Below are 26099 nucleotides of genomic sequence, written 5' to 3' on the forward strand. Positions count from 1 at the left end.
CAGCCCGACCACCCGTCACGCCAATGACAGCTGCAGTACTAATGACGCATCGCCCACAGCCGGAACAGCCCGCTCACCGCCCTGTCGATCTCCAGGGCACACTCGTACAGCTCCTCACGGGGCCTGCTCCAGGGGTCCGGGATGTCGTCCTCGGCCGGCGGAACTGGGGCCGCGGCACCGCGGCGGGTGGCAGCCGCTGCCACCACGGCCTCGAATCCGCCCCCACCACCCCCCGCGGCTCCCCCATCCGCGAGCCGCACGAACTCCTTCAGGGTGAAGCAGTGCCGCATCGCCGCCGGCGCGAGGCGCACGGCCGCCTCGCGGTGCTCGCGCGCGAGCCCGAGGACCAGCGGGGCGCCCGCCATGAGCTGTGCGGTGAGCGGGCGGGAGACGAATCCGGAGCCGTCACCGCCCAGCTCCTCCAGGACCGCCCGGGTGGTGTCCTCCATACGGAAACGGTGCCACGCCTCCGTGCCGGCGCTCTCCGGCCGCAGGGCCGAGCCCGGCGGCAGCTTCGCCGCCAGCAGGCGCTCGGCGAGCACCGAGCGGTGCACGTTGCCCGTGCAGACGAACAGGATCCGAGTCATTTCCCGTCCGTGGGACGCGTCACCGCGGAGGCGGCCGTCCCCTCCGGCGTGGCCGACGTACGCGGAGCTGGCAGCTCGCCGTACTGCCCGTAGGCGCCGTAACGGCCGTAACAGCCGCCCTTGGGAACCGGAGCCATGCTGAACACGGTGCCGAGCACACGAGCGCCCACGCGCTCCAGCGATTCCGCGGCGGTGCGCACCTGGTCCCGGTTGGTCCTCCCGGCCCGTACGACGAGCAGCGCACCCTGGGAGAAAGAGGCGAGCCCCACGGTGTCCGCGACCGGCAGCAGCGGCGCGGTGTCGACGATCACGATGTCGTACATGTCCGCGAGCTCGCGCAGCACCTCTTTCATACGCGCCGAGGCGAGCAGTTCCGCGGGGTTCGGCGGCACAGCACCGCTGGCGAGCACCGAGAGCCCGCCGTCGACCTGCTGCATCACATCCTCAATACGGGCTTGTCCGATGAGCACCGTGGTCAGGCCCCCGTCCTGGATGAGGCCGAAAGCCGGCGCCACGCACGGGCGACGCAGGTCGCCGTCCACAAGGCAGGTGGAGACGCCGGTCTCGGCGAGGGAGCGGGCGAGGTTCATCGCGATGCTCGTCTTGCCCTCACCGGGCACCGAGCTCGTCACCACGATGATCCGCGGCGGATCGTCGACCTGCGAGAACTGCAGGTTGGTGCGCAGCTTGCGGAACGCCTCGGCTCGCTTGGAGTGCCCGTCGGCACTGACCAGCGGCTGCCTTGGGGCGTTCCTGTCGTACGGGATGGTGCCGAGGCCGGGCAGAGCGAGGAACGCGCCCAGTGCCTCGCTCGTCTTGAACGTGGTGTCGAGCGTCTCGCGGAGGGCGACCAGCCCGGCAGCGAACAGCAGGCCGCCGACCACACCCGCGGCCAGGTTCGGCAATGGGCGGGGCGATGTAGGAGAGGTCGGGGCGACGGCTTCCTCGGTGACGCCCAGGGAGACGGGGGAGACCGGTGGTACAGGCGCGGCATCCTCGGTCTTGTCACGCGCCTCAGGCAGTGTCGAGGGGACCGGCCGCTTGGGGGTCTCCAACTGCTCGACGACCAAACTGAACCGCTTTGCGACGGCGTTGGCGATGCGCGCCGCGCGCCTGGGCGCGGTGTCCCGGACGGTGATGTCGATGAGCACGGTCTTGAGCGGAACGTCGGCGGCGATCCGGGACGCCAGCTCCTCCGGGGTGGTGCGCAGCCGCAGCTGTTTCACCACGGGAGCGGTGATCTGGCGGGTCGTCACGATCTCGGCGTACGACTGCACGCGCGCCTGTGAGAACGTCTGCCCCTCGTTCAGATCGATGGTGTTCTCACCGGTGCGGGTGGCAACGAAGAGCTGCGTCCTCGCCTCGTAGACGGGGGTGCTCACGCTTGTCACGGCGAGCGCCGCCCCGACCGCGAGAACCAGACAGACCACGACCGTCGGCCATCGCCTGGCAAGAGCCTTCAGGAATCCTTGGAGATCCAAGCTGCTGCACCCCTCACGGGACTGAGGGAACCACCCGAATTGAGGCTTTCTGTTCCCTATGGACGAAGTCGACCATAGGGACTCGGACTCTTCGGGCGGGGGAGCCACCCCCTGTGCCACCCCCCGGGCGACCCTCGCGACGCACGCCGTGTGAGCCGGGACTAGACCAAACCGATGACTTCTTGCGCCATCAGGCCAATGTACGTCGTTATGTTCTATTTGATCCATGTATCCAGGTTTTGGTGTCTACACCGAATCACGGCCGCCGCACGACCAGGCCCGGACCCAAGTCGAGGAGATCGAAGAAGATGACAACATCGCGCAGATGGCGGGCCGCTCTGGCATCGGCGGCATCGACTGCCATTCTCATCGCAGCACCGCTGATCGGGGCGCAGGCCGCCTCGGCACAGCCGTACCCGCCGTCGACCCCGCCCCTGTCCGTCAGCACCACCACGGTGACAGCCGGGGAGGAGTTGAGCTTCAGCACCACCCCCGGCGTGTTCGAGCCCGGGTCGCTCGTCACGGCGCTGCTGGAATCAAGGCCGGTTGTGCTCGGCCACTTCCGGGCCCGGGCCGACGGCTCGGTTGCGGGGACCGTGACCATCCCGGCGGACACCACTACCGGCTGGCACGTCTTCCGGCTCACCTCGAAGCACCCCCACGTGAGTGTCGGCGTCAGCATCTACGTGCTGGGCCGCATGACGCCCACCCCCACCCCAAAGCCGCCCCACCACCCGGGCAAGCCCGGGCACCACGACGAGCCAGGGCACGGTGGGCACTACGGACATGACGACAGCCGCAACGTTTCCCACGAACTCCCCACAGCCGTCGAGCCGTCGAATTCCCCGCACTCGGACCGGAACGGCAAGGGGCTCGCGGCGACGGGCAGTGATAAGGCGCTGGTGATCGGCGGCACGGCTGCCGCCCTGCTCATGGCGGGCGGGGGCACGATGCTGGCCGTACGCCGTGGTCGCCGTACCTGAAAGATCAGTACGACCACGGCGTCCCGGCCCGGGCCAGGACACCGTCCGCTTGCCTGGAACCAGTCGTTCCGGCAACCGGGCGGCGGGCCGCCGCCGCGCACTGGGACACACCCTGCCGGCCATCGCGGCACTCCTGGTCACCGGCTCCGTCTGGATCGCGGCCACCGGGCTGCTCACCCGGTCGGAGCCGCTCGCGGCCCGGCGGGACGTCGAAGCAGTGTCCGGCGATCCGGCCGGCCGAAGCCGTACACACTGGCGGCAGGTCAGCCCCCACCAGGTCGAACGCCTGCGAGTGAAGGTCCTCGAAACCCTCCCCCACGACCCGGAATCGTTCACTCAGGGCCTGGAGATGGCTGGCGGCACGCTCTACGAGGGCACCGGGCTGTCCGGTCAGTCCTCCGTACGGTCCGGGGCCCCCGGCAAGCCACCCATGGTGCACACCAGCCTTCCCGCTCCTCTCTTCGGTGAGGGGATCACCCTGGGCCGAACCCTGTGGCAGCTGACCTGGCGGGACCGAATCGCCATCGAGCGGGACGCGACGACACTGAGGGAGCTGCGCCGCGTCCCCTACCCCGACGAAGGCTGGGGCATCTGCTTCGACCGCGGCAGGCGGCAGTCGGTGACGAGCGACGGCTCGGCACGACTCACCTTCCGCGATCCGCGCACCCTCGCGAAGACCGGTGAGGTCACCGTGACCGAAGACGGCCGGCCGGTGACGGGAGTGAACGAGCTGGAGCGGGCCGACCACGCCGTCTACGCCAACGTGCTGCCCACCGAACGCATCGTGCGCATCGACCCCGTCACCGGCGCGATGACGGCGAGCATCGGCGCCTCGGGCCTCCTGCACGCCGACGAACTCGTCCCCGGCGCCACCCGGAACGGCATCGCGGCCGTCCCCGCAACGGACCAGTTCCTCCTCACGGGCAAGTTCTGGCCCAAGATGTTCCACGTCGCCCGTGTTCCGGCACAGCCGCCGAGCCGCACCGCCCGCTGAACCGGACAGTGGGCGGTGGTGCCTTCCGGCACGAGGTGCTCGCTCCTCGTTGCCCCTGCGCATAAACGGGTCCTGATCACACCGCCCCCGCGCGGGCCACATCCCTGTACAGCCGTTCGAGTTCTGCGACCTTCAGGGAGCCGCGCTCGGCCTGGCTGATCAGCTTCCGATTGGACAGGCGATCCTTCGCGTTCAGCGGTCCCGCGTGTGAGAGGGCGTCAGCCAACGAGCCGACCAGTGGATCGGGGAGCAGATTCGCCAGCAGGCCCTCCGCCACCAGTTCTCGGTAGGGCGCGATGTCGGCGAGCAGCAGCCGGCACCCGGCAGCTGCGGCTTCGAGTACCGATGAGCTCCGCTGGTCGGCCTGGGGAACCGAAATCGCCGCATCGCTTGCGCGCATCAGGCTGAACATCTCGGCCTGGCCGAGTGGCTGATCGATGACGGCGACCCGGCCGGCCAGATCTCGTGCCCGGGCGCGCAGAAGCGCGAGGTATTCCTGCTGCGCGCGTCTGGCGGCGGCATGAGCCGGCTGGTGACCCGCCACCAACACGAGGAACAGGTCGGGCCGGACTCGCGCGGCACGGGTGAATGCCGCGAGAATCTCGTGGGTCCGGTAGACCTCCGACGTGCTGCGGACCGACAGCGCGACCGTGGCTCCGGCCGGAATGCCGTACTTCGCGCGCGTCAACCGGGGATCGGCGTCGTTTCCGGCATCCAGCAGCGCGTCCGGTACCCCCCAGGAAAGGACCGTGATCCGTGAAGAGAGGACCCGGTATCGGCTCGCGACCAGCTCAGCCACCTCCCGGGAGGTCGGCACCACGCGTGCGGCCCGCCGGAGCGCCAGCCGAGCGACCAGCGCCCGGCCGGAATGCCGACCGGCCGCACGCAGTTCGGATCCCCAGGGTGTGATCACGACCGGCACTGCCGGGTGGGCCGGCAGCAGAAGGGAGAGCGCCCCGTGCACGCCGAGCGAATGGACGTGGATGACATCCGGCCGCGCCCGGTGTAGCTCGCGCCGCAGCCAGTGCATGGCGCGCAGCACGCGCAACGGTCGGCACGCTCCGCCGGGAGCGGACGCGGCTCGCCAGCCATCGAAACCCAGACCCGGCTCATGCCAGCTGCAGACCGTCACCTCATGCCCGAGCGCGGCCAGATCGTCCGCCCAGCGCCGGGTGTGCGCCGACGTGGCCGACGCGAGCAGGACGACGCGCAGCGGCACGATCGGCGCATCGGACATGCCCAGCCTTCGCGGGGCCTGGTCATGACCGGGCACGGCGCTCCTTGAGTACGAACCGCCCCTTGCCCGCCGCAGCCCGCAGCCGGCCGGCCGGACTGCGCGTGTAGCGGTCCCACCCGATGGCCACCGCCGGCCATCGCGGGTCGGCGAGCACTTCTCCGGCCGCGGTCAGCAACGCGACGTGCAGGCAGTGGTACGCGAAACTGGCGGGCGCGGTGTGCCGGAGGTCGTACCTGGTCCAGTACCCCAGGTCGAACGCGGCCAGCGAGTCGCGGATCCGGTCCGCCACACGCTCGTGGGCAGTCCCGCTCTGATGCCGGCTCAGCTCGCAGAGACCGAAGAGGGCGAAGACCGCACCGTTGAGAATGTGACTGACCGGGTCCGACGGGCACTCCTCGGGGAAAGGGCGCCCCAGGTGGTCGTAGTGCGAGCAACCGCCCGCGTCCAGCGGCCGGAGCATCAGTTCCACCGCACCCTCGCTCGCGTCGAGAAAGGACCGCTGGCCGGTCGTGGCGTATCCGCGCAGCATCACCGACATCGCCAGGCCCTGGGCCATGGCCGAGTACCAGCCCGGGCGCACCCCGTACCGGGGCACTGGTACCGGATAGCGCCAGCCGCCGTTGCTGTCCTGGCTGGCACGCAGCCATGCTGCCTGGGTTAGCAGAGCCTGCACGCCCGGCGGCCGTTCGTCCCCAGTGGCCGGGTGCCGGCCGGTGGCGAGCGCGCCGGTGTGCTGTGCGAGCGCATACAGGCTGACCGAGACCGGGTTCCGGTAGGTCTCGCCGGTCGCGGCGCGGGTCACCACCACGCGCTCGTGGTCGAGCATGCTCCTGGCCGTCATCGGCCGCAGGTCGAGCGGGTATCTGCCCGGCTGGTCGGTGGTCATGTCACCCGGCGGCGTCGTCGCGTCGACCGGGAAGCTCGGCCGCCGCAGATCGCGTACCGCTTTCCCCGCCATGCCGGCCAGCGTCGTTCTGGTCCGCGTCCTGTTGTCCTTCACGCCGGACTCTCCCTGCGGAGCATCCTGCGACGTCCCCGCGCGGCCAGTGCCTCGTGGTACAGCTCGTTCACCTGGCCGACCGTCCCGGCGATGTCGAACTGCCGGAGCGCGAGTTCACGGCCCCGGCAGGCCATGCGCAGACGCGCTGCGGGATCGGCGAGCAACGCATTCACGGCCTGTGCCAGTGCCGGGGGATCGGCGGGCGGGATCAACAGGCCGGTGCGGCCGTGCTGGACGGTGTCCGGCAGGCCACCGACGTCGGTCGCCACCACACCCTTTCGCATGAGCAACGCCTCCACCACGGTATAGCAGGCGGACTCGTCCATGGACGGGTTCACCAGGACGTCCAGCCCGGCCATGACCGAGCTGATGTCGGACCGGAAACCGGTGAACCGGATCCGGTCGGCGATGCCGAGCCGGGCGGCGCGGCGTTCCAGCTCGCGCCGGTACTTCCCGTCACCGACCAGCTCATCCCCGACCACGAAGAACCTGGCCTCGGGGTTCTGACGCAGGATCAGCGGGATCGCGTCGAGGAAGACTTCATGCCCCTTGACACCGACCTGGCGGAACTCTCGCAACTTGCTCGCGTACATGTAGGCGACCATGCCGACAGCCGGGGTGTCGTCGGTGAGGCCGAACTCACGGCGGAACGCGTCCGGCGAGGTTGCCGGATCGAAGCGGTGTACGTCGCAGCCGTAGTAGCTGACCGCGACCGACCGCGCTCCCATGGCCTGGTAGCGGCGCGCGATCGCCCGGCACGATCCGAGCACCAGATCGTCCCGGCGCAGCGAAAGCCGCTCCAGGATCCGGAACGGCGCGATCCGAAGATGCACCAGTCCGGGAACCTGCGACACGACCAGCGCCGACGGGCAGGCGGCCGACACCACTCGGGCCACGAGTTTCGCGATGATCAGATGCGAATGGATGACATCCGGCCTGTATGCCCTGACGAATCTCATCAGCCGCCAGTGCCCAGCCATCAGCACTGGTAGTTGTCCGATCCGATGAGGCACTCCGAACGGGATGATTTCCACCCTGACGCCGCGGACCTCGCGCAGCCGGTCGGCGAGCGGGCCCTCTCGGGGCAGCACCGCGCACACCTCGTTGCCCAGCTCGGCGAGGCCCCGCACCTGGTCGTGGAACCAGTTTCCGCCGACGGCGGCCGAGGTGATCTGCAGGATGCGCAGCGGTCGCGGCTTCCCGATCGCGGACGTGCTCATCGCGCCACCGGTACCGGTGCGTTGTCCGGAGCCGGCTTCGCGGCCAGGATGATCAGCATCAGACCGGCCAGCAGGGGTGGGACCAGCAGGACCTCGCCGAACAGCGAGCAGACCCCGGCACCGACCATGGCCAGCAGCGCCGGCTCGCCCGCAGGATCACCGGATCGAGCCGCGCGCCACGCCCGGCGGACGCCGAGCACGACAAGCGTGCCGATCCCGGCCGCGCCCACCAGGCCGGTCTGCGAGAGGACTGTCAGGTAGGTGTTGTGAGCGAAATGCAGGAGCGGGAACTGGAGGAGCATGACCTCGTAATCACCTGTGGCGTGGTAGTAGGCGGGCAAATGGTTGGCGAAGTTCAGATATCCGACACCGAAAGCAGGGTGCGCCTCGAACATCCGTAGTGCGCTGCTCCACAGATCGAGCCGTACCGCAGAGTTGACGTCCGGCGCGCCGCCGACGATCGAGTCGAACCGGGCCGCGATCGCGGCGGGCAGCAGCGGTACCAGGCAGGCCACGCCGACGCTCAGGGCCAGGACGCCGCGCAGCGATCTACGGGCGGCGTAGAGCGCGATCACCGCGATTCCCGCCAGATAGGCTGCGCGGCTCAGCGAGTACGCAACCCCGAGGGCGAGCACGACGACCCCCGCGCCGATTGCCAGCCGCAGCAGGGGCGCCCGGACGGCCGGATAGCGCCTGAGCAGGACTGCGGCCGCCATGACGAACAGGGCACCCACGGTGTTGTGGTTGGCTGCGTCCTCTTGGGTGATGGCCAGAACGGCGGTGTCAGCAGGGGCGAGACCCGCCTTCGCCGCGAAGACGGAGCCGATCTGAACGATGTTGATCAAGGCCACAATCACGCTGCCGCAACAGAACACCACGAGCGCCCGGTCGAGAGCCCGTCCAGGTTCGGCGACCAGCGGCAGCAGCAGCAGCGGCGCGCACATCAGCAGGAGGTACTGCCATTTGTCGGCACCCGGCAGATCGGTGTCGCCGATCAGGACGCTGGTGGCCACCAGGTAACCGACCGTGCCAACGGTGATCAGGACACCGACAGACTTCGGCCGCGCGATCCCCCGGTCGGCGATGACGCGGCCCAGCAGGCAGACGAGCATGAGAGCGATCAGCACACTTGGGGTGATCAGCGAGTCGCCGATGTCGGACTGTGAGAGCGGGATGGCCGCCGCGAGTACACACAGACCCACCTCCGGGATCAGGGCCAGCACAATGACCACGAGCGTGGCGGCGGCGCCGACGGCACTGAGGGCGGGGCTGTACGCCGTCGCGAGACAGCCGGCACCCGCCACGGTCAGGAGTCCCGCCGCGACCATGAGCCCTCTGCTGGCCAGGATGGGCCTCACCTGCCTCGGGTACGCCCCCCGCCGGCGGTGGCCGACCGTCTTGACCGACAGGCACCCGATGGGCGGGCGCGCCGGTACGGCCGCCGTCTCGTCGCCGGCGTGCTCAGCCGGATGGCGTCGGCGGGCACGGACAGCCGAGCGCACGCCGTGGGCGAGCAGCACCGCGAGCACCAGGTATCCGGCCGAGTCGGCGGCGCCGGCACCGACCGCGGCATGGTGGGGGGTCAAGGCCACGAGCAGCCCGATGTTGACCATCGCACCGATCACAGTGGCCGTGATCACCGGCCGGAGCAGGCCGGCGGCCGCCAGGTAGGGCTGGACCGAGCGGGCCGCGCTGAACAGCACGAGGCCGGGGAGCATCGCCCAGATCACCGGCACGGCACCGGAGTACGGCCGCCCGTAGACCACTGGGATCAGGATGGGCGCAGTCGCCGCCGCCACGACGGCAGCCGTGGCGGCGGCAAGGAACACGGTCCGGGCGATCCTGGCCGCTGCCCGCGCATCCACGGCACCGGAGGTCACGGCGGGAAACATCACCAGCGCGACCGTCGTCGACAGCAGGAGCAGCCCCTCTGCCAGGGGCAGCGCCACCGCGTACACGGCCACGGCCGTCGCCCCGGCGAGCGTCTGGATCACCGGCACGTCCAGGCGCAGCAATCCGTAATGGATGAGGTTCGGGAGATAGGAGCTGATGGCGAAGCTGCCGAAGGTACGCACAGCGACGGGTTCACCATCGGTGTGGACGCGGGTGGTGGACCCGATCAACAGCATCGCGGCGCAAACCAGCTGGCCGGCCAGCACCGCCAGGAAGCAGCTGATGGGGGTCAGCGATCCCGCGGCGAGCAGACCGCAGACACCGACGAGGTAGCCGGCCGAAGGGACAGTGCTAAGCAGGTTGTACCTCGCGACCCGGCCGCGACCGAGTTCAGCCATACCGAGCAGCGTGGTCAGCAAGCTCACCGGGCATATGGCGGCCACGAGCAGCGCGAGCCGGTACGGCACGCCGAGCAGCACGGCCGGCCAGAGATGACCGAGCAGCAGCCACAGCCCCGCCAGGGTGGAACTCGAAATCATGGAGAACACCAGGCTCCACCGGACAATCTGCCGGAATGCGGTGTGCGAGGTCCCGGCGAACCGGGCGTTGGCGTTGTCCACACCCAGGACCGTGACGACGCTCAGCACGGAGGGGACCGAGATCATGACCGCGAACGTGGCCCTGCCTCCCACCCCGAGAGCCCTCGCGGTGATGACGCCCGCCGCGAAGCTCATCGCCGTGGCCAGCAATCGCGTGGCCAGTGTTGCCCCGATCGCCGCCGGACTTACCCCCGGCAGCCGGGCTCGGAGACTTTTCGTGATCGACAGCACCAGGGAACGGCCTCCGGAGTCGCGAGTCGGATCGTGCGGCTGGGAGCGGCGGATGTTCTCGCCGCCTCGGCAGCAGGCACAATGTAGCGGCACTGGTAGCGGAAAGTAGTGACAGTTGCACGTTGAGTAGTAGATTTCTGGTCGCCGGGCCGGATATCACCGCCTTGGCCAGCGCCGGGAGAAGGCTTTTCCGGCGCGGACGACCTGGTAGGACAGGAGAACGCGGCTGTGAAGGTGCTCAGCGTGGTCGGCGCACGTCCGCAGATCGTCCAGTCGGCGCCGATCGCGTGGCAACTCGCCCGCCGCGGCGACGAGCACCTGATCGTGCACACCGGCCGGCACTGTCACCACCTGCTGTCGCCATCATTCGGCGACGAGATCGGCGTCCCTCCTCCGGACGTGAACCTGGATACGGGCTCGGCCCGTCAGGCCGAGCAGACGGCGAGGACGCTCGCCGCGCTCGATCCGGTACTCGCGCGGGAGCGCCCGGACTGGGTACTGACCTACGGCGACACCAACTCCCCCCTCGCCGGAACGCTCGCGGCGGCGGCACGAGAACTGCCCATCGCGCACCTGTCGGCGGGCCTGCGCTCTTTCGACCGGACAATGTCCGCGGAACGCAACCGGATCGTGGCCGATCATCTGGCCGGCCTGCTGCTCGCTCCGACCACGGTGGCGATGGCCGCTCTGGCCGCCGAGGGTCTGACCACTCGCTCGCTGCTGGTCGGCGATCTGACGGTGGACACGCTCCGGGTGATCAGGGACCAGTGGGCGGGGTCGGGCGAGGAGCGGCATTCACCGTTCCTGACCGGGCATCCCTTCACCGCTCCTGACCGGGCATCAAGGGCCCTACGGCTCGCCACCGTGGGCCGGCAGGTCACCACCGACGCTCCGGACCGGCCGGCCTCGACGGTTGCCGGGCTCGCCGCCTGCCCCAAGCCCGTCCGGCTGCCGGTACACCACAGCTCGCCGCCAGAGCCCGGCAGTTCGACACCGACCTGTCGGGCGGCCGACCCTCTGCCCTGCCGGAGCATGATCGCCGCGCTGGCCGGAGCCGACGGGCTGATCACCGACTCCGGCGGCCTGCGGAAGGAGGCGTTGGTGCTCGGGGTCCCGTGCAGCACACTGCGCGCCGAGACGGAGGCCGGAGACTCTTCAGGACGGCTGGGACGTCCTGGTTCCCGATCCCCGAAAGTCGCCGGCGGCAGTGGCCGGGCCGCGGCCGACCGGGCAGGCCACCAACATCCTTCGGTGACGGTGAAGCCGCCGTCAGGATCATCGATGTACTGGCGTCACGGGCCCACGACGAGCCCATTGCTCAGCACGCCGCCAGTTACGGCAGGGCGGCTTCGGCGGAGGTGAGGACATGAGGATCTGGATCTTCAACCACTACGCGGCGCCACCGGACTGCGCCGCCGGCACCCGGCACTACGAGCTGGGCCGAGTGCTGGCGGCGAAGGGACACGACGTCACCATCTTCGCCAGCAGCTTCAGCCATTTCAGCGGGCGTGAGGAACGGCTCGCGCCCGGCGAGAAGGTGGCCACCCGGACGATCGACGGCGTCCGCTTCGTCTGGGTCCGCACGCCGCCCTACACCGGCAACGGATACCGCCGCGTGCTCAACATGGCCCACTATGCGGCCCGGGTGCTCTCGGCGCAGCGCGGCCTGAACCGGCCGGATGTGATCGTCGGCTCATCAGTACACCTGGCCGCGGTGCTCGCCGCCTGGCTGGCGGCCCGCGTCCGCCGCGCCCGCTTCGTCTTCGAGGTACGCGATCTGTGGCCGCAGACACTGATCGACATGGGCGCGCTGCGCGCGAACGGGCTGCCTGCCCGGCTGCTCCGGCTGGTCGAGTCCTTCTGCTGCCGGCGTGCGTCCGCCGTGATCTGCCTGCTGCCCGGTGCCGCCGACTACCTGAGGGCCCGCGGTCTCCCGGCCGACAAAATCCATTATGTGCCGAACGGGATCGCCGACTTCCCCCGGCCGATGGAACCGGGTGAGCCGGCCGACCCGAACGTTGCGGACCCCGGGGACCGGGCCGCCGACCTGATCGAGCGGATCAGGCGCTTTCGCAAGGACGGTTGTCTCACCGCCGGCTACATCGGCTCGCACGGACCGGCCAACGGGGTGGCGACCATTGTCGCGGCCGCGGCGGAGTTGCGAGCCCCCGGCCATCCGCGGGTCGCTGTGGTGATGGTCGGCGACGGCCAGGAGAAGGCCGCGTGCCAACGGCTCGCTCACCAGCATGGCCTGGACAACGTGCTGTTCTGGCCGCCGGTGCCCAAGCAGGCCGTACCGGCCGTGCTGGCCGAGCTGGATGTGACGCTGTTCTGCCTGCGCGATGTCGCGGTCTTCAAGTACGGCCTGAGCAGCAACAAGCTGTTCGACTACTTGGCGTCCGGCAAGCCCGTGCTGTTCGCGAGCAACGCGCCCGGCGGCCCGGTGCGCGAGTCCGGCGGCGGCGTGTGCGTGCCCGCCGAGTCACCGGCGGACATGGCGGGCGCGCTGGCCGGGCTGGCTTCGATGAGCGAGACCGAACGGGAGCGGATGGGCGAGCGCGGCCGCCGCTGGGTCTACCGGCATCACGGCATGACCGCGCTGGCAGGCGCATTCCTCGCCGCGGTCTCGGAACCGGCGCGGCGCGGGGGTCCGGCTACGGAGGCACGGCTGTGACGCTGCACATCGTGGGCGCTGGCGGCTTCGGCAGGGAGACGCTGGACGCGGTGCGGGCGACAGCCGCGGCACCCGAGGTTGTTTTCGTGGACGAGCACCCGGCAGCCACCACGGTGAACGGCTGTCCGGTGCTGCTGCCCGGGCAGCTGGCTTCGTCTGGCGGGCAGCGGAACGAGTTCGTGGTCGCGATCGCCGACGCCGACGCGCGCCGCAGGTTGGCCCGGGAGCTCGAAGACCGCGGCCTGCGAGCGGTGACAGTGATCGACCCGCGTGCGGTTGTCTCCCCCGGCGCCAGGATCGGGCGTGGCTGCGTTGTGCTGGGTCAGGCGTTCATCTCCACCGGCACCGTCACCGGCGCACACGTCCAGGTCAACTACCAGGCCAGCATCGGTCACGACACGGTGCTCGAGGATTTCGTGACGATCCTGCCGGGGGCCAACATCGCCGGCAACGTCACCATCGGCGCCGGGTCCACGGTGGGCAGTAATGCCGCCGTGCTGCAGGGCCGGCGGATCGGGCCGTCCGTTATGGTCGGCGCCGCGGCTCTGGTGACCCGCGATGTCGGCGTCGGTCAGGTGGTCGTCGGCGTCCCCGCCAGGGCCCGGGAGCCCTGACCGTCGGTTCGATCACGGGATCCCGGGCACCCGGCGTCGGCGCAGCTCCCCTGCAGAAGGCCACGTCCAGCGCGAGCGACTGGTGCAGGTCCGGCAGCACGGGCAGGCTGGGCACCGCCGTGCCGCCGGTCAGGTCATCGCGGGCCGCGACCAGGCGTACACCGGGCAGCGCGGCCAGGACCTGGGCGCGGTTGCGGCCCATCGCGCCGAAGTCGGGACGCCCGCTCGTGATGCGTGGTCACCGGGCACCAGCCGGCATCGCCTGATCCGTGGCATTCGGCTGCGCGGTTGCCCGGCCGACGGCGGTGGTCACTGCGTCGGCGATCTCGGTCACCTCGGCCTCGGTCACCCGGTGGTGCACCGGCAGCGAGAGCATCGCCCGGGCGACGGCCTCGGTCACCGGCAGTGCCGCGGCGTCCCCGGTGCCGCCGTCCCGCCGGGCGAAGATCGGCTGCCGGTGTACCGGCGGGAAGTAGATCCGTGCCTCGATGCCCTGGTCCAACAGGTCAGCGAGCACCTGGTCGCGGACGCCGGGAAGCAGGCAGGTGTAGAGCATCCAGCTTCCCCGGGCATCGGGTACCTGATGCGGCGTCGTCAGGCCGGGCAGCCCGGCCAGCCGCCGGGTCAGTGATTCCGCGATCAGCTGTTTGCGCCCCAGGATGCCGTCCAGCTTGCGCAGCTGCACCCGGCCGATCGCGGCCTGCATCTCGGTCAGCCGCCAGTTGTACCCGAGGCTCTCATGCTGGTACAGCCCGGTCTGACCATGGTTGCGGAGCAGTCTCAGCCGCTCCGCGACGCCCGGGTCGTTGGTCAGCACCATGCCGCCCTCACCGGTGGTGATGTTCTTGGTAGGGGTGAAGCTGAACATTGCCGACCGGCCGATGGCGCCGACCGGTCTGCCGCGGTACTCGGCGCCGGCCGCCTGCGCGGCGTCCTCCAGCAACAGCACGCCGGCCGCGCCGCATACCCGTGCCAGCCCGTCGAGGTCACCGGGCTGCCCGGCATAGTGGACGGTCATGACGGCCCGCGTGGCCGGGGTGATCCGGGCCGCGACCGATTGCGGGTCGAGGTTGAACGTCCGTGGGTCGATGTCGGCGAACACCGGGGTGGCGCCGACGTGGCACACCGATGTCGCCGTGGAGACGAAGGTCATCGACGGGACGATCACCTCGTCGCCGGGGCCGATGCCCTCGGCGAGCAACATCGCCTGCAGCGCGGCCGTGCCGGTGCAGAACGTCACACCGAACCGCGCCTGGTGCCGCTCGGCGAACTCATGCGCGAAGGCTTCGTTCTCCGCGCCGTTGGTGAGAACGCCGCTGCGCAGGACCCTGCGTACCGCCTCCCCTTCCTCCTCACCGAGATCGGGACTGGCAAGCCGGATCCGGACGTTGCTGTCAGGCACCTGTGAGCATCCTTTGTGGTTTGCGGGCGATCGGATCGTTGTCGTGGCTGGCGGTGGCTCCGCGCCCGGCCAGGACCGTCCAGACGGTGAGGAACAAGATGGCCAGGTCCAGCCGGAAGCTCGAGCGGAGGACGTAACGCAGATCCCACTCGATGCGCTCCGGCCAGCTCAGCCGCTGTCGCCCGTGCACCTGCGCCAGGCCGGTCAGCCCTGGGGTGGCCAGCAGCCGCAACTGCTGACGATCGGTGTACCGGCTTACCTGGTAGGGCAAGGTCGGCCGAGGCCCGACCAGGCTCATCTGTCCGCGCAGCACATTGGCCAGCTGCGGCAACTCGTCAAGGGACATGCGGCGCAGCACCCGGCCGACGGCGGTCACCCGGGCGGTGTCGGCGTCACCCGGACTCTCCGGGCTGGCCGGAACATTCACCATCGTGCGCAGCTTCAGCAGGACGAACAGACAGCCGTCGCGGCCGACCCGCTGCTGCCGGAACAGGACGGGTCTGCCATGCGCGAGCAGGTGCGCCAGCGCGGCGATCGCGCAGAGCAGCGCGGCCGGCACGATGATCAGGCTGACCACGACCAGGTCCAGCAGTCGCTTGCCGCGGTACGACCTGCGGCGGGGCTCCTGGTTGTCGACCCGGGCACCGCCGGGCACTGCGGTGGGCGCCTCCGGGATCACCGGGTCGGCCGGGTGCCGGCCCGACAGAGGTGGGGCGGTCATCTGCTGGCCTCCGCTTTTCCGGGCTGGCCGGGCAGCACGGGCTGGCCGGCCGGTTGCTCGGGGCCGGGCGCGGCGGCGAGGCGCGCCAGGGCGGCGCGTACCTCATCTGGATCGGTGAGGTGACCGATGCCGGTGACCTCGCCGACATCGAGTACGGGCACCGGCACCTGTCTGACCAGCGGATGCCTCGGCCGGTGGCCCGGCTCCTCCTTGCCCAGCAGGTCCTCGGTCAGCTTTTCGCCGGGTCGCAAGCCGGTGAAGACGATCTCGACGTGCCGCGACGTCGCGGCGGCCATACGACGGGCGAGGTCGACGATGCGGACCTGGTCTCCCATGTCGAGGACGAGGACCTCACCGCTCTCCCCGACGGCCACCGCCTGCAGTACCAGTTGGACTGCTTCCGTGGCTGTCATGAAGTAGCGAGCGACCTGCGGGTGTGTCACGGTGACCGGGCCGCCCGCAGCGATCTGCGCGGACATCGAGCCGAGCAGCGAACCCCGGCTGCCCAGGACATTGCCGAACCTGACGGACACCCAGGTTCCGGGGTATTCACCGGCCATGTGCGCGGTGAGCCGCTCGGTGATCCGCTTGGAGGTGCCCAGGACGCTCACCGGGTCGGCCGCCTTGTCGGTGGAGACGTTCACGAACGACCGCACGCCACAGGCCACAGCCGCTTGCAGCACGTTCAGCGTGCCGGTCACGTTTGTCTTCAGCGCCTCGGCCGGATACCGCTCGAGCAGCGGGAGATGTTTCACCGCCGCCGTGTGGAACACGATCTCGGGGCGGGTCTGCGCGAAGATCTCGCGGATGCGGGAGGCATCTCTGATGTCGGCGAGCACAACCTCGTCGGAATCGAGCAGCGCACGGCCGTGCAGCGCGAGCTGGATCGCGTGCAGAGCTGATTCGTCCCGGTCGAGCAACACCAGCGACGCGGGACCCAGCCGGTGCAACTGGCGGCACAGCTCCGAACCGATCGAGCCGCCAGCGCCGGTGACAAGGATGCGGCGTCCGGCGAATTGACCGGCAGCCGACGTCAGGTCCAGCCGGATCGGATCGCGGCCCAGCAACTGAGTGATCCGCGGGTCGCGGACGTCGTCGATCCGCGCCGGTCCGGCGACCAGTTCCTCGACGCGCGGAATCACCTTGGTGATCAGACCGATCGACTCGGCCAGTGTGATCAGCTCGCGGACCACCTGGCCGTCCCGGCACCCGCCGGCGATCGCGATCACCATGACCGTCGCCCCGGTCTCCGCAGCGACCTCCGCGAGCCGATCCCGCCCGCCGCGCACTCGGATACCACAGATCCGCAGGCGGCGCTTGCCTGGGTCGTCATCCAGCAGGGCAACCGGGTGGTACTGCGCGCCAGGCTGACCGATCAGCCGCTGCACCAGTTGCGTTCCGGCGCTGCCCGCACCGAACACGATCACCTTGACGGCGGTCGGCGCGGGCCGTCTCGGCCTGCGCCGGACGGCCGCGACTGCGGCCCTCACGGTGATCATGGCAAGCACGCCAACCAGGGCGGCGAGGCCGGCCACGCCCGTCTTGTCGCCCACCAGGGGAACCCCCGCCTGGCAGATGCCCTCCAGAAGGAGCCCGGTCAGCCCGGCGGAGACCAGCACCGCGCTCAACTCCGCGCCGGTATCCGCCTGATAGCGCCCGGAGTAGAGCCCGCACACGGCTCCGGCCAGTACTACTGCTGTCGATGTGACAGCACAGAGATTCACCAGAGCGCCAGGTCCGACGAGCAGAGCGGAAGCGCTGCTCGTGGTCAGGCCGGCAATCAACAGGCCGCAAGTCCAGGCGATCGCGTCGATGGCGGCTTGCACCGCCGACCGGCGACACCGGGCGGCAATCCCAGACCGACCACTCGGCAAAGCGCGGCTTTCCTGCGCGGTGTGAAACACCGCAGGATGAACCGCTGTCATCTTGTCGTTGCCCGCGCATTCCTCACACAAGGTGAACCCCGATCAGCAGGTCGTCATGTGCCAAAGACCTATTCCGGCACTTTGCTGACGGTATGTCCACGGACGCCGCCGCATCCTTTTGGGTGGATCAGAGAATATTTCTTGCGTTCTCGAACGCTTGATTTTCTGTGGGCACGATTTCGCTGCTCGGGCGGATGAGTCCCGCTGCACCCTTCTTGAGCGGGCGAGGGCCCCTTGAGGTTTACCTGAGCGGCCCGACTACTTCACGCACGGCTGGATACGCACCTTGGTGGTCTGCGGCCATGCCAACGGCTGCAAGGGCACCACGGGGGCGCGGTCCGAAGCCGGTTCCAGCAGACGAATGTCCACTTCTCGCGTCTGACCGGGCAGGAGTTCCACCTGCGTCCCGAGTACCGGGTGACCGCGCTCCTCGGTCGACGACAACAGAAGTCGCCGCCCGTCCAGGGTCCCACCGGTGAACCGCGCACCGGAACTGGCGTACAAGGAAAGCCAGATGCTTGTGGACCCCGGGGGGTGTGAGCGCCGGGGATCGTCGGAACGGAGAGTGACGAGGGCAGGCAGGCCCGTAGCGGGAGCGGCGTTTGTCAGCCTGATTCGCACTACGCTGGAACGGGTACCGCCCTCGCAAGGACCAAGTTCGTAGGTCAGCGACCGGCGCAGATAGTAGTCCATTTTGTTGCCTGCGGAATTGTTGACCACGAGATAGGCGAACGGTCCTGTTCTCTCGGGAACGTCGCCGGCCAGCCCGGCTTCTTCGAGTGCCGACTCGGTGGAGGCGTCTCTGCTCCACACGCGCAGTCGGCCGTCGTCGGCGTTCTGTCGCAGTGCGTGGAGGAGGGCCACCGAATCGTGGTGGTTGCCCAGCAAGGCAGTAGCTACTGACTGTGCGACCTGTACCAGGAAACGCTTTCGTTCGGTGTTGCTGTACGACGCGTAAAGGGTTCTCTCGGTGAACTCTACGGTGTTGTCCGCTGTCACATGCATTCCGTCCGGAAGGCGGACCGGCCCCGTGGCTTTGAGGACACGGGCGAGTCCCACAGGATCGGTCGCGATGGTCCCATCGAGACGCTGCCCCGTGTGTCGCTGCCACAAGCCCACCCAGATCTGCGCCGCATAGGGAAAATGAGCGGACAGATTGGAATTAGCCAGCCCCTGGGTGCTCTCAGCAGCTCCGTACCGGCGGTCGAACTCCGGACCGAAGTTCGCCACGGGGGTGGTGGTACGCGGCAGCGTGTCATCCGACGCGAAGTCGTGCAAAGTGATGCGACCACGGTCGGCGGTCAAGATGCCAAAGGTGCCTACGAGGCCACCGGTCCCCCGGGCCTCGGCATTGTTCTGAAAGGCAAGAAAGTAGGAGCGTGGCTCTGAGGCACCCAGAAGAGGCATCAGCAGCCGCATCGTCGCCTGCGCCTCGGAGACCGAGCCGGAAAGGCGCGCCACTCGGTCGGACAGCCGCTGCCGTTCCGTGTCGAGGCGACCGACCACCGTCGAGCCGGGCAGGCCATTCAAACTCGTCTCGATTCCGGTCAGCTGACGGTGCACATTCCCCAGCAGGTCCGTGGCAGCCGAAAGTCGGCGGAGGTCGACGCGACCCTGGTGCACCATCTGGCCGGACGCGAGCAGTTGATGTAGTCGCACCGCCTTCGGGAGCACCCCGGTGGCCATCTCGTCGGCGGCGACACTCAGTCCTCGGGCGGAACGGAGCGGTGGGCCCATCAGGGGGAGGTACTCGGCTACGCTCCACACCGGCGTGCCGGCCGCGCTCCGGGCGGCCGCTGTGTGTTTCCGGATGTCGCCCAGCACCTCGGCCGAGGGCTGGCGATGACGGGCCATCTCCGTTTGCAGTCGGTCGGTGGTCACCTGAGCCGCAGCGAGATTGCTCTGGACCGCGCGGACCTCCCACACCAGGAAACCGGCCGACGCGGCGGACAACAAACCGACGGCTCCGGCAACCCAAAGGAAGGCCCGATGGCGGCGCCTTAACACCAGAGTCGCGAATGCCCGCGCACCCTCCTCAGCGCCCTTCCAGCTGCACGTCGGGTCTTTGCCTGCCTTCATTGCCTACCCACGAATCGGAGGTCCCACCCGGAACCAAGCATTGGGATTGGATCAGTAATGTCAGTCACGGAGACGCGTTGCGAACTTCACCGCGCCAGGCAGCGGGAATCTCGGTCCGAACGGCCTAGCCTAGGGCTAGAGTGTGGGCTTCGTCACGTACTGGCCAAGAGAAAGCGACACGATGGGGGCTGATGCACGATCGGGTGACATTTGAACTGGCTTGCCCTGTAGGGCGGGTGGGAAGGATGTCGCTGTGCCCAAGCCTTATCCGGAAGAGTTCCGCCAGGACGTCGTGCGGGTCGCGCGGAACCGTGGCCCGGGGGTGACGGTGGAGCAGGTGGCCAACGACTTCGGGGTCCATCCGATGACGTTGTGGAAGTGGATGCGTCGCGCGGGCATCGACGACGGGACCAAGCCCGGTGTGACCAGCCAGGAGAGCGCCGAGCTTCGGGAAGCGCGTCGGCGGATCAAGCTGCTTGAGCAGGAGAACGAGGTTCTCCGGCGGGCCGCGGCCTATCTGTCGCAGGCGCAGCTGCCGGGAAAAGGATCTACCCGCTCGTGAAGGAGCTGGCTGGGGACGGGGTGCCCGTCACGGTTGCGTGCCGGGTGCTGAGGCTCGCCAGACAGCCGGGGCTTGACCCCGGATCTTGGGCACCCGAGACACTTGGATCTTGAGTCCAGGAGAACGGATGTCCCGTGGTCATGAAGCACTATCCGCCGGAGTTCAAGGCGGACGCGGTCGCGTTGTACGAGTCGCGGTCGGAGGCGACGATCAGGTCGGTCGCCGCTGATCTGGGGGTGAACCCGGAGACGTTGCGGAACTGGGTCCGGGCGGCTGGAGCGAGCCGGCCACTGGGACGCCGGGCGGAGGCGCCCGCCGAGCCGCCCACGCCGCTGGAGGCGGAGAACGCGGCCCTGCGCAAGAAGGTCCGCGAACTGGAGGAGGAACGCGAGATCCTGCGGAAGGCGGCCAAGTATTTCGCCGGGGAGACGCGCTGGTGAACCGCTTCCATTTCGTCGCCGACCACCAGCGCCGCTATGGCGTGAAGCGGCTGTGCACCACCCTCGGCATCGCCCGCTCCAGCTTTTATTACTGGCGCCGCACCGCTGCGGACCGGGCCGCCCGGCAGGCGGCCGACGCCGCTCTCGCCGCACGGATACGGGCCGTGCACCTTGAACCGGACGGCACCTACGGGGTCCCCAGGATCACCGCCGAGCTCCGCGACGACGGCGAGCGGGTTAACCACAAGCGGATCGCGCGCGTGATGCGGAGTATCGGCCTGGCAGGCGTGCGGCTGCGGCGCAGGCACCGCACCACTGTTGCGGACCCGGCAGCGGCGAAGGCCCCGGATCTGATCGGCCGCGACTTCACCGCGAATGAGCCGAACACGAAGCACGTCGGCGACATCACCTATCTCCCCGTGGACGGCGGAAAGTTCCTCTACCTGGCCACCGTCATCGACCTTGCCTCACGCCGCCTTGTCGGCTGGGCGATCGCAGATCACATGCGCACTGATCTCGTCATCGACGCCCTGGCCGCCGCCGAACGCACCCGCGGCAGCCTCGCCGGAGCGGTCATGCACACCGACCATGGCGCCCAATACACCAGCCGGGCGTTCGCCGACGCCTGCCGCCAAGCCGGCGTCCGTCAGTCCATGAGCGCGATCGGCAGCTCGGCGGACAACGCACTCGCCGAGTCCTTCAACGCGACGTTCAAACGCGAGACGCTCCAGGATCGCAAGCACTGGTCCAGCGAGCGCGAAGCCCGCCTCGACGCGTTCCGCTGGCTGCACCGCTACAACACCCGACGCCGTCACTCCCGCCTCGGACACCCCAGCCCGATCGCTTACGAGACAGCGTCCGAAACAACATCAACTACGCTGGCACCAGCCGCATAACCCGTGTCCAGGATTCGGGGTCAAGGCCCCTCCGGATCGCTGATCGTCACCTGGATCGAGCGGACCTACCACCGACGCCGCAGACAAGCCGCACTCGGCCGGCTGGCCGCCATCGAATTCGAAACCGTCATGACCACACCGGCCCTCCAGGCCGCGTGACCGGACTTGTCACCCGAACCTGCATCAGACCCCAGGATCAGGCTCTCGTTGTCAGTGTCTGGCCATAGTGTGCGGGCATGACATACGGACTCGTCACCAAGTTCCTCGCCCGTCCCGGTGGGCGTGATGCCCTGGCTGACTGCCTGCTACAAGCGGCGAAGCTGATGGAACGCGACTCGGGTTGCATCCATTACGTCGTCAGCACGTCGGATGAGCCCGAGGCCGTCTGGGTGTCCGAAGTGTGGACGGACCGGGCCGCGCATGATGCCTCTTTGGAACCAGAGGACATCAGGGCTGTTTTCGTCCAGGCAAGGCCGTTGATCGCGAGTGTGTCCGAGCAGACGCCGCTGGCTGTTCTTGGCGGTGTGGGTCTTCCGTCCTGAATGTGCCCCCTGGGGATCGATGACGGTCAGTTGTAGTCGCTGGAGTTGCCTGTCATGGCGGCGCCCTGGGGTCGACCGGATGAGTCCGAAGTGCCCGAGCCCGCTACGGGGGCGGGACGTGGTCGTGGACGCTCGCGACGACCTCGCTTCCACCAGGTGCCCGGCGATCTCGTCACGGAAGTCTTCCGGCAGACCCCGGATGAACTCGCCGAGGGCCGTCACGCAGTCCGGTCGGCAGCCGAACACCGGTCGCCGAATCGATGACCGCGACGATCCGGGAAGCGGTTACGGCCGCTTCGGTCCACGTCGCGGCGATCGCCTGCTGTCCCTCCGCGATCAAAGGCCGCCCGCTTCTCGGGGGTGCGGTCGCCGTTCACTCCGATCACCTCGCCTTCGCCGACTTGCGCGCCTGCTCAATGAGTTGCCACCGACCCCCGTCATCGGGCGCGGCAAGCTTCCGGGCGCGCAGGACGCCAAGAATCCGGCGGGTGCCCGGACCTCCGAGTTGATCGCGACCGAGATCCCGACTGTCAGGCGCCTTACTTTCAGTGCTTCGGAAGAGCCGACCGTCCGGCGCCACACCAAATCGCTCGATGTGAGAACGGGGGATGCTGGCGAATTGCGGCGGGATGGGCACCGGCCGGGTGGCGGTCGCTGCGCGCCGTTTCAGGGAGTGCACCCGGTCAGGGATCGACGCAAGGGCGACCGTCAGGCCAGGACGAGGCCGCCGTCCACCAGCATGTCGGTACCGGTCACGAACGAGGAGTCGTCCGAGGCCAGGAACAGCGCTGCGCGGGCGATCTCCTCCGGCCTGCCGCGAGGCGCAGGGCCCGATCCCCACCCGTACCCGCGACGACGAAACCCTTCCGCCCGGACAGCGTTCGGTGGCGGGCTGGCCCACGCGCCACTACGGCCCCGTCCCGAAGTTCAAGCCGGAGCGGTGGGAGTTCCGCGTCTTCGGCGCCACGGCCTCCGGCGACAAGTACATCTGGAACTTCGAGGAGTTCACCGAGCTGCCGCTGTCGACGGTCGTGGCCGACCTGCACTGCGTCTCCGGCAAGACCGTTCCGGACAACGAATGGTCGGGGGTGGCCACGTCGACCCTGCTGGCGCTCGCCCCTCCCGCGCCGGACGTCACCCACGTCATGGTCTGGGCCGAATACGGCTTCAGCGCCAACCTCCGCCTGCACGAATTCGCCTCCGACCAGTCGCTCCTGGCGCGGTTCCGCAACCGGGAGGCCCTGACACCAGAGCACGGATTCCCGGTCCGCCTGGTGGTACCTCCGCTGTACGGCTGGAAGGGCCCCAAGTGGGTCCGGGCCATCGAGTACATGACGCGCGACCGCCGGGGGTTCTGGGAGGAGCGCGGCTACCACAACATCGGCGAGGTCCGGCGCGAGCAGCGCTACAGCAATCAGGAGGAGCCGGGTGAAGGGCCGGTCCTATAAGGGCGCCTCACCCCACCGTCAGCACCGCGTTCCCCCGCACTCCTCTCCGGTGTGGCCAACGGCACGCCCTGGCCTTGGGTGACCACCTGGAGACCCAGTAGGGGATTACACCAGCACACCGGCGCCCGTGGGCAGGTTCAGTAATTGCCCCTCGTACGAGGTCCCAACGCGCCTCGATCGGTGCCCCTTCCCCTATGTTGGCGACCCCGTCGGGTGGTGCTGGAGTGGTGAAATACGCAGTGTCCGCACCGCAGGTCGACTTGCTGCGCGAGATCGCGGCGGCTTCCGATGCCGTGCATATCCCACCCGCCCATACACTCGTAATCGCGCACGCGCTGGTCGACCGTCTTGCGCAGGTCACAGGCGAGGGCGTTGATGTTGACCATGGCGGCCAAAGAGACCGGCAGCGGGCCCTGTCCGATCTCGACGGCCTGGACAGCCTCTGCGCCGGCCTGCCCACCAGAGCCCGCAGCGTGGCGCCCTGGGGCACGCTGCGGCACCGCTTGCCCGCCATGTGGCAGCCGCCAACTTGGACGTGCACCGCGGGACCGGTGCCGATGCCGGCCTCCAGCAGCCAGCCCGCTGCGAGCAGCCGGGCCTCCCGACCGTGCTGCCGGTCCCGCTCGCGTCTCCCAGGCACCTGCGATCGCTTGCCACACACCGGCACATCTCCAGCCTTCGGTGCGCGGCAGGTCGAGAGGGCAGGTCGGTCACGACTCCAGTTGCAAAACGAATCGAACAGGTGACCCCACACATGGGGTCACGGCAAATTCCCCGGCCGCAGGACGGTTTCGTCTGGCCTTGATGGTGCCACCGCAGGATCTTCGCTAACTGGTGGGAGGAGAAGACCGGAGACAAGGTCCACGAACTCGGCCACGCATCACCCACGAGCAGATCAGCCTGCTGTAACCCGCACCTAAAACGGCCAGGCCCGCTGAGTGGCTATGCGGCCTTCGACCTATGCCGCCAAACGGCATGCTCCAGTCCGCCCTTGTCGCGCCCGAGAAGCGCGGCGGCTTCCTCATACACTGCGCGCAACTGGTCGTATGGGAGATCCGGAACACCAGCATCCACGGCGAAGGCGCGCAGATGTACGTCAACGGCGACGTGCGAACGGCCGACGAGATTGCCGATGTAGTCGATGCTCTTCGGCCCCACCCCCTTCACCGTGCGCAGAGCGGCGCGATTGGCCTGATGATCGAGCCACCTGTGGAGGTCCTCGCGGGTATCGACCCCGTGGGCAGCGAGGAGGTCGGTGATGGCGTAGGCCGTCGCGACCTTCTGTGCGTGGTTGAACTTCATGGCCACGGCAAGGTCTTCCGTGACGAGCCGGCGCTGGAAGCCGCGGACTGTTCTTGCATCAGGCCAGCTCGATTGCAGATGGAGGAGCCGCGGTCGGAGAGTCCCCTCGTACTTGCACCGGGGCTGGAAGCTGACGTCGCAGATGACAGCACCCATGTGGGTCCATCCGCCGGGCTGGGGAAACGGACGGCTGCCAAGTAGGTGTTGAACGTGGTCGGCGAGCCGTTGGGCAGGGCTGGATGCGGGCATGATCAATGATGGCACTGCGATCTGACAATCTGGTTGGAAAGTTCAAAACTCTCGAATGGATGGAGCGGGGGGTGCCGTTCCATCGGGCAGCCCCCTCCATGATGGGAAGGCTGCCCATTTCGGCTACCGGGTCTCCGTCGAGACCGGGGCGAGGAGGAAGACGCACTGGACCGTGTTGAACTCGATCACCTCGGCGACGAAGCGGAACTTGTCGCCAACTGCAACGGTGGCAGGGACCTGCTTGCCGGTCAGGTGCAGGTTGCCGGTGTTGACGTCCTCGTACTTAAAGTTCGGGCCGTCCGTCGTCTGCGGCCCCTTGTCGCCCGGGCCGAGAAGGAAGTCGTAGCGCGTCTTGTCATCCCCGTAGGACGCCATGTACCTGATTGACCCGTCGAAGGCGACCGTCTGCCCCTCGTGCTTGGTTGCGAAGTTCACGTTCGCTTCGTCACACGGGTCCGCCTTCAACAACGCCGCGAACTCGCGATTGTTCTGCGCCGTGATCACCTCAGCGGCAGTCGGCTCGTCTACGGGCGGCGTAGCGGAAGGCTTCTCGCTGCTGGCCGTCGAACTGGCTGACGCGCCCTTCTCCTCGTCTCCGTCGCCGAGCGCAACGCCAGTGCCGATGATGGCGGCCAAGACCACGAGGACGGCAGCCCCCACCCCGATCAGACGCCACGGTAGTGGCCTCTTCGGCCGACGGAAGTTGAGGGTGGTGCGAAGTCTGCCTGGGAGCTGTTCCACGAGCTCCCATCCGTCCTTCTGCATCTTCGAGATCACCAAACCGTCGGTGCCCCGAACCGTCTGCACGGCCTGGTACTCGTACTTGGTCTCATCGGCCATGCGGCTCCCCGCCCCCTGAAGCGAACTCGTCATACCAACTGGGCGCGAGCATAGATGACTCCGCGAGGAGCCCGGCGTCACGAACTGTCGGCCCATCACCTGCATCCGCAGCACGCTGAACGCGTGTAACGGGAGACCGGAGTCGGCATGCACTACCGAGGGCACACCTCGGGCAACGAG

General features: G+C 68.9%; 23 protein-coding genes. 9 read left to right on the forward strand and 14 right to left on the reverse strand.

Going from position 1 to position 26099, the window contains the following annotated elements; genetic code table 11:
• Positions 1 to 38: 38 nt before the first annotated feature.
• From QFZ74_RS03165 to QFZ74_RS03175, 3 genes are read right to left on the reverse strand one after another with little or no spacing between them, the layout of a single operon-like run.
• Positions 39 to 587, reverse strand: coding sequence for a low molecular weight phosphatase family protein (locus QFZ74_RS03165; RefSeq protein WP_307619240.1), 549 nt, complete (start codon positions 585 to 587; stop codon positions 39 to 41).
• Positions 584 to 2296, reverse strand: a complete 1713-nt coding sequence (locus tag QFZ74_RS03170; RefSeq protein ID WP_307619241.1) for a polysaccharide biosynthesis tyrosine autokinase — start codon at positions 2294 to 2296, stop codon at positions 584 to 586. The genes QFZ74_RS03165 and QFZ74_RS03170 overlap by 4 nt, the downstream gene beginning before the upstream one ends.
• 28 nt (positions 2297 to 2324) lie before the next feature.
• On the reverse strand, positions 2325 to 2555 hold the full coding sequence (locus QFZ74_RS03175) for a hypothetical protein (protein WP_307619242.1): 231 nt from the start codon (positions 2553 to 2555) through the stop codon (positions 2325 to 2327).
• On the opposite strand from QFZ74_RS03175, the gene QFZ74_RS03180 reads away from it, so the two are divergent.
• Positions 2542 to 3051: a hypothetical protein gene (locus QFZ74_RS03180; protein ID WP_307619243.1), complete on the forward strand. Its 510-nt coding sequence runs from the start codon at positions 2542 to 2544 to the stop codon at positions 3049 to 3051. The two genes, QFZ74_RS03175 and QFZ74_RS03180, sit on opposite strands and share 14 nt — an antisense overlap.
• Positions 3052 to 3100: 49 nt before the next feature.
• The gene (locus QFZ74_RS03185) at positions 3101 to 4045 is read left to right on the forward strand and encodes a glutaminyl-peptide cyclotransferase (RefSeq protein ID WP_307619244.1); all 945 of its coding nucleotides are present in this window, start codon (positions 3101 to 3103) and stop codon (positions 4043 to 4045) included.
• A 76-nt stretch (positions 4046 to 4121) separates the two neighbouring features.
• On the opposite strand, the gene QFZ74_RS03190 is transcribed toward QFZ74_RS03185, so the two are convergent.
• The 4 genes from QFZ74_RS03190 to QFZ74_RS03205 are packed head-to-tail and all read right to left on the reverse strand — an operon-like array spanning position 4122 to position 10225.
• Positions 4122 to 5282, reverse strand: a complete 1161-nt coding sequence (locus tag QFZ74_RS03190; protein ID WP_307619245.1) for a glycosyltransferase family 4 protein — start codon at positions 5280 to 5282, stop codon at positions 4122 to 4124.
• Between the two features lie 22 nt (positions 5283 to 5304).
• Positions 5305 to 6282: a D-glucuronyl C5-epimerase family protein gene (locus QFZ74_RS03195; RefSeq protein WP_307619246.1), complete on the reverse strand. Its 978-nt coding sequence runs from the start codon at positions 6280 to 6282 to the stop codon at positions 5305 to 5307.
• Positions 6279 to 7502, reverse strand: coding sequence for a glycosyltransferase family 4 protein (locus QFZ74_RS03200; RefSeq protein WP_307619247.1), 1224 nt, complete (start codon positions 7500 to 7502; stop codon positions 6279 to 6281). The genes QFZ74_RS03195 and QFZ74_RS03200 overlap by 4 nt, the downstream gene beginning before the upstream one ends.
• Positions 7499 to 10225 (reverse strand): O-antigen ligase family protein, encoded by a 2727-nt coding sequence (locus tag QFZ74_RS03205; RefSeq protein WP_307619248.1) that lies wholly within the window; start codon positions 10223 to 10225, stop codon positions 7499 to 7501. Before QFZ74_RS03205 ends, QFZ74_RS03200 begins: the two co-directional genes overlap by 4 nt.
• Positions 10226 to 10459: 234 nt before the next feature.
• Here QFZ74_RS03205 and QFZ74_RS03210 point away from each other — a divergent pair, with 234 nt between their 5' ends.
• Genes QFZ74_RS03210 through QFZ74_RS03220 form a run of 3 tightly spaced genes read left to right on the forward strand, consistent with a single transcriptional unit; the run spans position 10460 to position 13513 of the window.
• Positions 10460 to 11587, forward strand: a complete 1128-nt coding sequence (locus QFZ74_RS03210) for a UDP-N-acetyl glucosamine 2-epimerase (protein ID WP_307619249.1) — start codon at positions 10460 to 10462, stop codon at positions 11585 to 11587.
• 4 nt (positions 11588 to 11591) lie between these two features.
• Complete coding sequence (locus QFZ74_RS03215; RefSeq protein ID WP_307619250.1) at positions 11592 to 12899, forward strand: glycosyltransferase family 4 protein; 1308 nt, start codon at positions 11592 to 11594, stop codon at positions 12897 to 12899.
• Positions 12896 to 13513, forward strand: a complete 618-nt coding sequence (locus QFZ74_RS03220; protein ID WP_307619251.1) for an acetyltransferase — start codon at positions 12896 to 12898, stop codon at positions 13511 to 13513. The genes QFZ74_RS03215 and QFZ74_RS03220 overlap by 4 nt, the downstream gene beginning before the upstream one ends.
• Before the next feature lie 238 nt (positions 13514 to 13751).
• Here QFZ74_RS03220 and QFZ74_RS03225 read toward each other — a convergent pair whose 3' ends face one another.
• The 4 genes from QFZ74_RS03225 to QFZ74_RS03240 all read right to left on the reverse strand — a co-directional run bounded on the left by QFZ74_RS03225 (position 13752) and on the right by QFZ74_RS03240 (position 19640).
• Positions 13752 to 14915: a DegT/DnrJ/EryC1/StrS aminotransferase family protein gene (locus QFZ74_RS03225; RefSeq protein ID WP_307619252.1), complete on the reverse strand. Its 1164-nt coding sequence runs from the start codon at positions 14913 to 14915 to the stop codon at positions 13752 to 13754.
• Entirely contained in the window at positions 14908 to 15636 is a 729-nt protein-coding gene (locus QFZ74_RS03230) for a sugar transferase (protein ID WP_307619253.1), read from the reverse strand. Before QFZ74_RS03230 ends, QFZ74_RS03225 begins: the two co-directional genes overlap by 8 nt.
• A complete protein-coding gene (locus QFZ74_RS03235) occupies positions 15633 to 17462 on the reverse strand; it encodes an SDR family NAD(P)-dependent oxidoreductase (RefSeq protein ID WP_307619254.1) in 1830 nt (609 codons plus the stop codon). Before QFZ74_RS03235 ends, QFZ74_RS03230 begins: the two co-directional genes overlap by 4 nt.
• 357 nt (positions 17463 to 17819) lie before the next feature.
• Positions 17820 to 19640 (reverse strand): DUF4012 domain-containing protein, encoded by a 1821-nt coding sequence (locus QFZ74_RS03240; protein WP_307619255.1) that lies wholly within the window; start codon positions 19638 to 19640, stop codon positions 17820 to 17822.
• Positions 19641 to 19893: 253 nt separating this feature from the next.
• Between QFZ74_RS03240 and QFZ74_RS03245 the strand changes: the two genes are divergently transcribed.
• The 3 genes from QFZ74_RS03245 (at position 19894) to QFZ74_RS03255 (ending at position 22080) form a co-directional block, all read left to right on the forward strand.
• Positions 19894 to 20202 (forward strand): transposase, encoded by a 309-nt coding sequence (locus QFZ74_RS03245; RefSeq protein ID WP_307619256.1) that lies wholly within the window; start codon positions 19894 to 19896, stop codon positions 20200 to 20202.
• A gap of 134 nt (positions 20203 to 20336) precedes the next feature.
• Positions 20337 to 21538 (forward strand): IS3 family transposase gene (locus tag QFZ74_RS03250; protein ID WP_307619257.1). Its coding sequence is split into 2 segments (ribosomal slippage): positions 20337 to 20628 and positions 20628 to 21538, totalling 1203 coding nucleotides; the frame shifts between segments, so codons are not numbered across the junction.
• 236 nt (positions 21539 to 21774) lie between these two features.
• Positions 21775 to 22080: a putative quinol monooxygenase gene (locus QFZ74_RS03255; protein WP_307619258.1), complete on the forward strand. Its 306-nt coding sequence runs from the start codon at positions 21775 to 21777 to the stop codon at positions 22078 to 22080.
• 708 nt (positions 22081 to 22788) lie between these two features.
• On the opposite strand, the gene QFZ74_RS03260 is transcribed toward QFZ74_RS03255, so the two are convergent.
• Positions 22789 to 22881 carry an SDR family oxidoreductase gene (locus QFZ74_RS03260; RefSeq protein WP_373462465.1) on the reverse strand — a complete coding sequence of 31 codons (93 nt, stop codon included), beginning with the start codon at positions 22879 to 22881 and terminating at the stop codon, positions 22789 to 22791.
• 32 nt (positions 22882 to 22913) lie between these two features.
• On the opposite strand from QFZ74_RS03260, the gene QFZ74_RS03265 reads away from it, so the two are divergent.
• Positions 22914 to 23528 carry a molybdopterin-dependent oxidoreductase gene (locus tag QFZ74_RS03265; RefSeq protein WP_307624032.1) on the forward strand — a complete coding sequence of 205 codons (615 nt, stop codon included), beginning with the start codon at positions 22914 to 22916 and terminating at the stop codon, positions 23526 to 23528.
• Between the two features lie 942 nt (positions 23529 to 24470).
• On the opposite strand, the gene QFZ74_RS03270 is transcribed toward QFZ74_RS03265, so the two are convergent.
• Complete coding sequence (locus tag QFZ74_RS03270) at positions 24471 to 24836, reverse strand: hypothetical protein (RefSeq protein ID WP_307619259.1); 366 nt, start codon at positions 24834 to 24836, stop codon at positions 24471 to 24473.
• Positions 24837 to 25202: 366 nt separating this feature from the next.
• Positions 25203 to 25919 carry a DUF4839 domain-containing protein gene (locus tag QFZ74_RS03275; RefSeq protein ID WP_307619260.1) on the reverse strand — a complete coding sequence of 239 codons (717 nt, stop codon included), beginning with the start codon at positions 25917 to 25919 and terminating at the stop codon, positions 25203 to 25205.
• Between the last annotated feature and the right edge of the window lie 180 nt (positions 25920 to 26099).

Source organism: Streptomyces sp. V3I7, from assembly GCF_030817495.1.
Lineage (GTDB): Bacteria > Actinomycetota > Actinomycetes > Streptomycetales > Streptomycetaceae > Streptomyces.

Bases quoted from the DNA above. Each gene is read 5' to 3' on its own strand.
- QFZ74_RS03255 (WP_307619258.1), top strand. From the start codon at position 21,775: ATGACATACGGACTCGTCACCAAGTTCCTCGCCCGTCCCGGTGGGCGT.
- QFZ74_RS03190 (WP_307619245.1), bottom strand. From the start codon at position 5,282: ATGTCCGATGCGCCGATCGTGCCGCTGCGCGTCGTCCTGCTCGCGTCG.
- QFZ74_RS03215 (WP_307619250.1), top strand. From the start codon at position 11,592: ATGAGGATCTGGATCTTCAACCACTACGCGGCGCCACCGGACTGCGCC.
- QFZ74_RS03275 (WP_307619260.1), bottom strand. From the start codon at position 25,919: ATGGCCGATGAGACCAAGTACGAGTACCAGGCCGTGCAGACGGTTCGG.
- QFZ74_RS03200 (WP_307619247.1), bottom strand. From the start codon at position 7,502: ATGAGCACGTCCGCGATCGGGAAGCCGCGACCGCTGCGCATCCTGCAG.
- QFZ74_RS03230 (WP_307619253.1), bottom strand. From the start codon at position 15,636: ATGACCGCCCCACCTCTGTCGGGCCGGCACCCGGCCGACCCGGTGATC.
- QFZ74_RS03165 (WP_307619240.1), bottom strand. From the start codon at position 587: ATGACTCGGATCCTGTTCGTCTGCACGGGCAACGTGCACCGCTCGGTG.
- QFZ74_RS03240 (WP_307619255.1), bottom strand. From the start codon at position 19,640: ATGAAGGCAGGCAAAGACCCGACGTGCAGCTGGAAGGGCGCTGAGGAG.
- QFZ74_RS03170 (WP_307619241.1), bottom strand. From the start codon at position 2,296: ATGGATCAAATAGAACATAACGACGTACATTGGCCTGATGGCGCAAGA.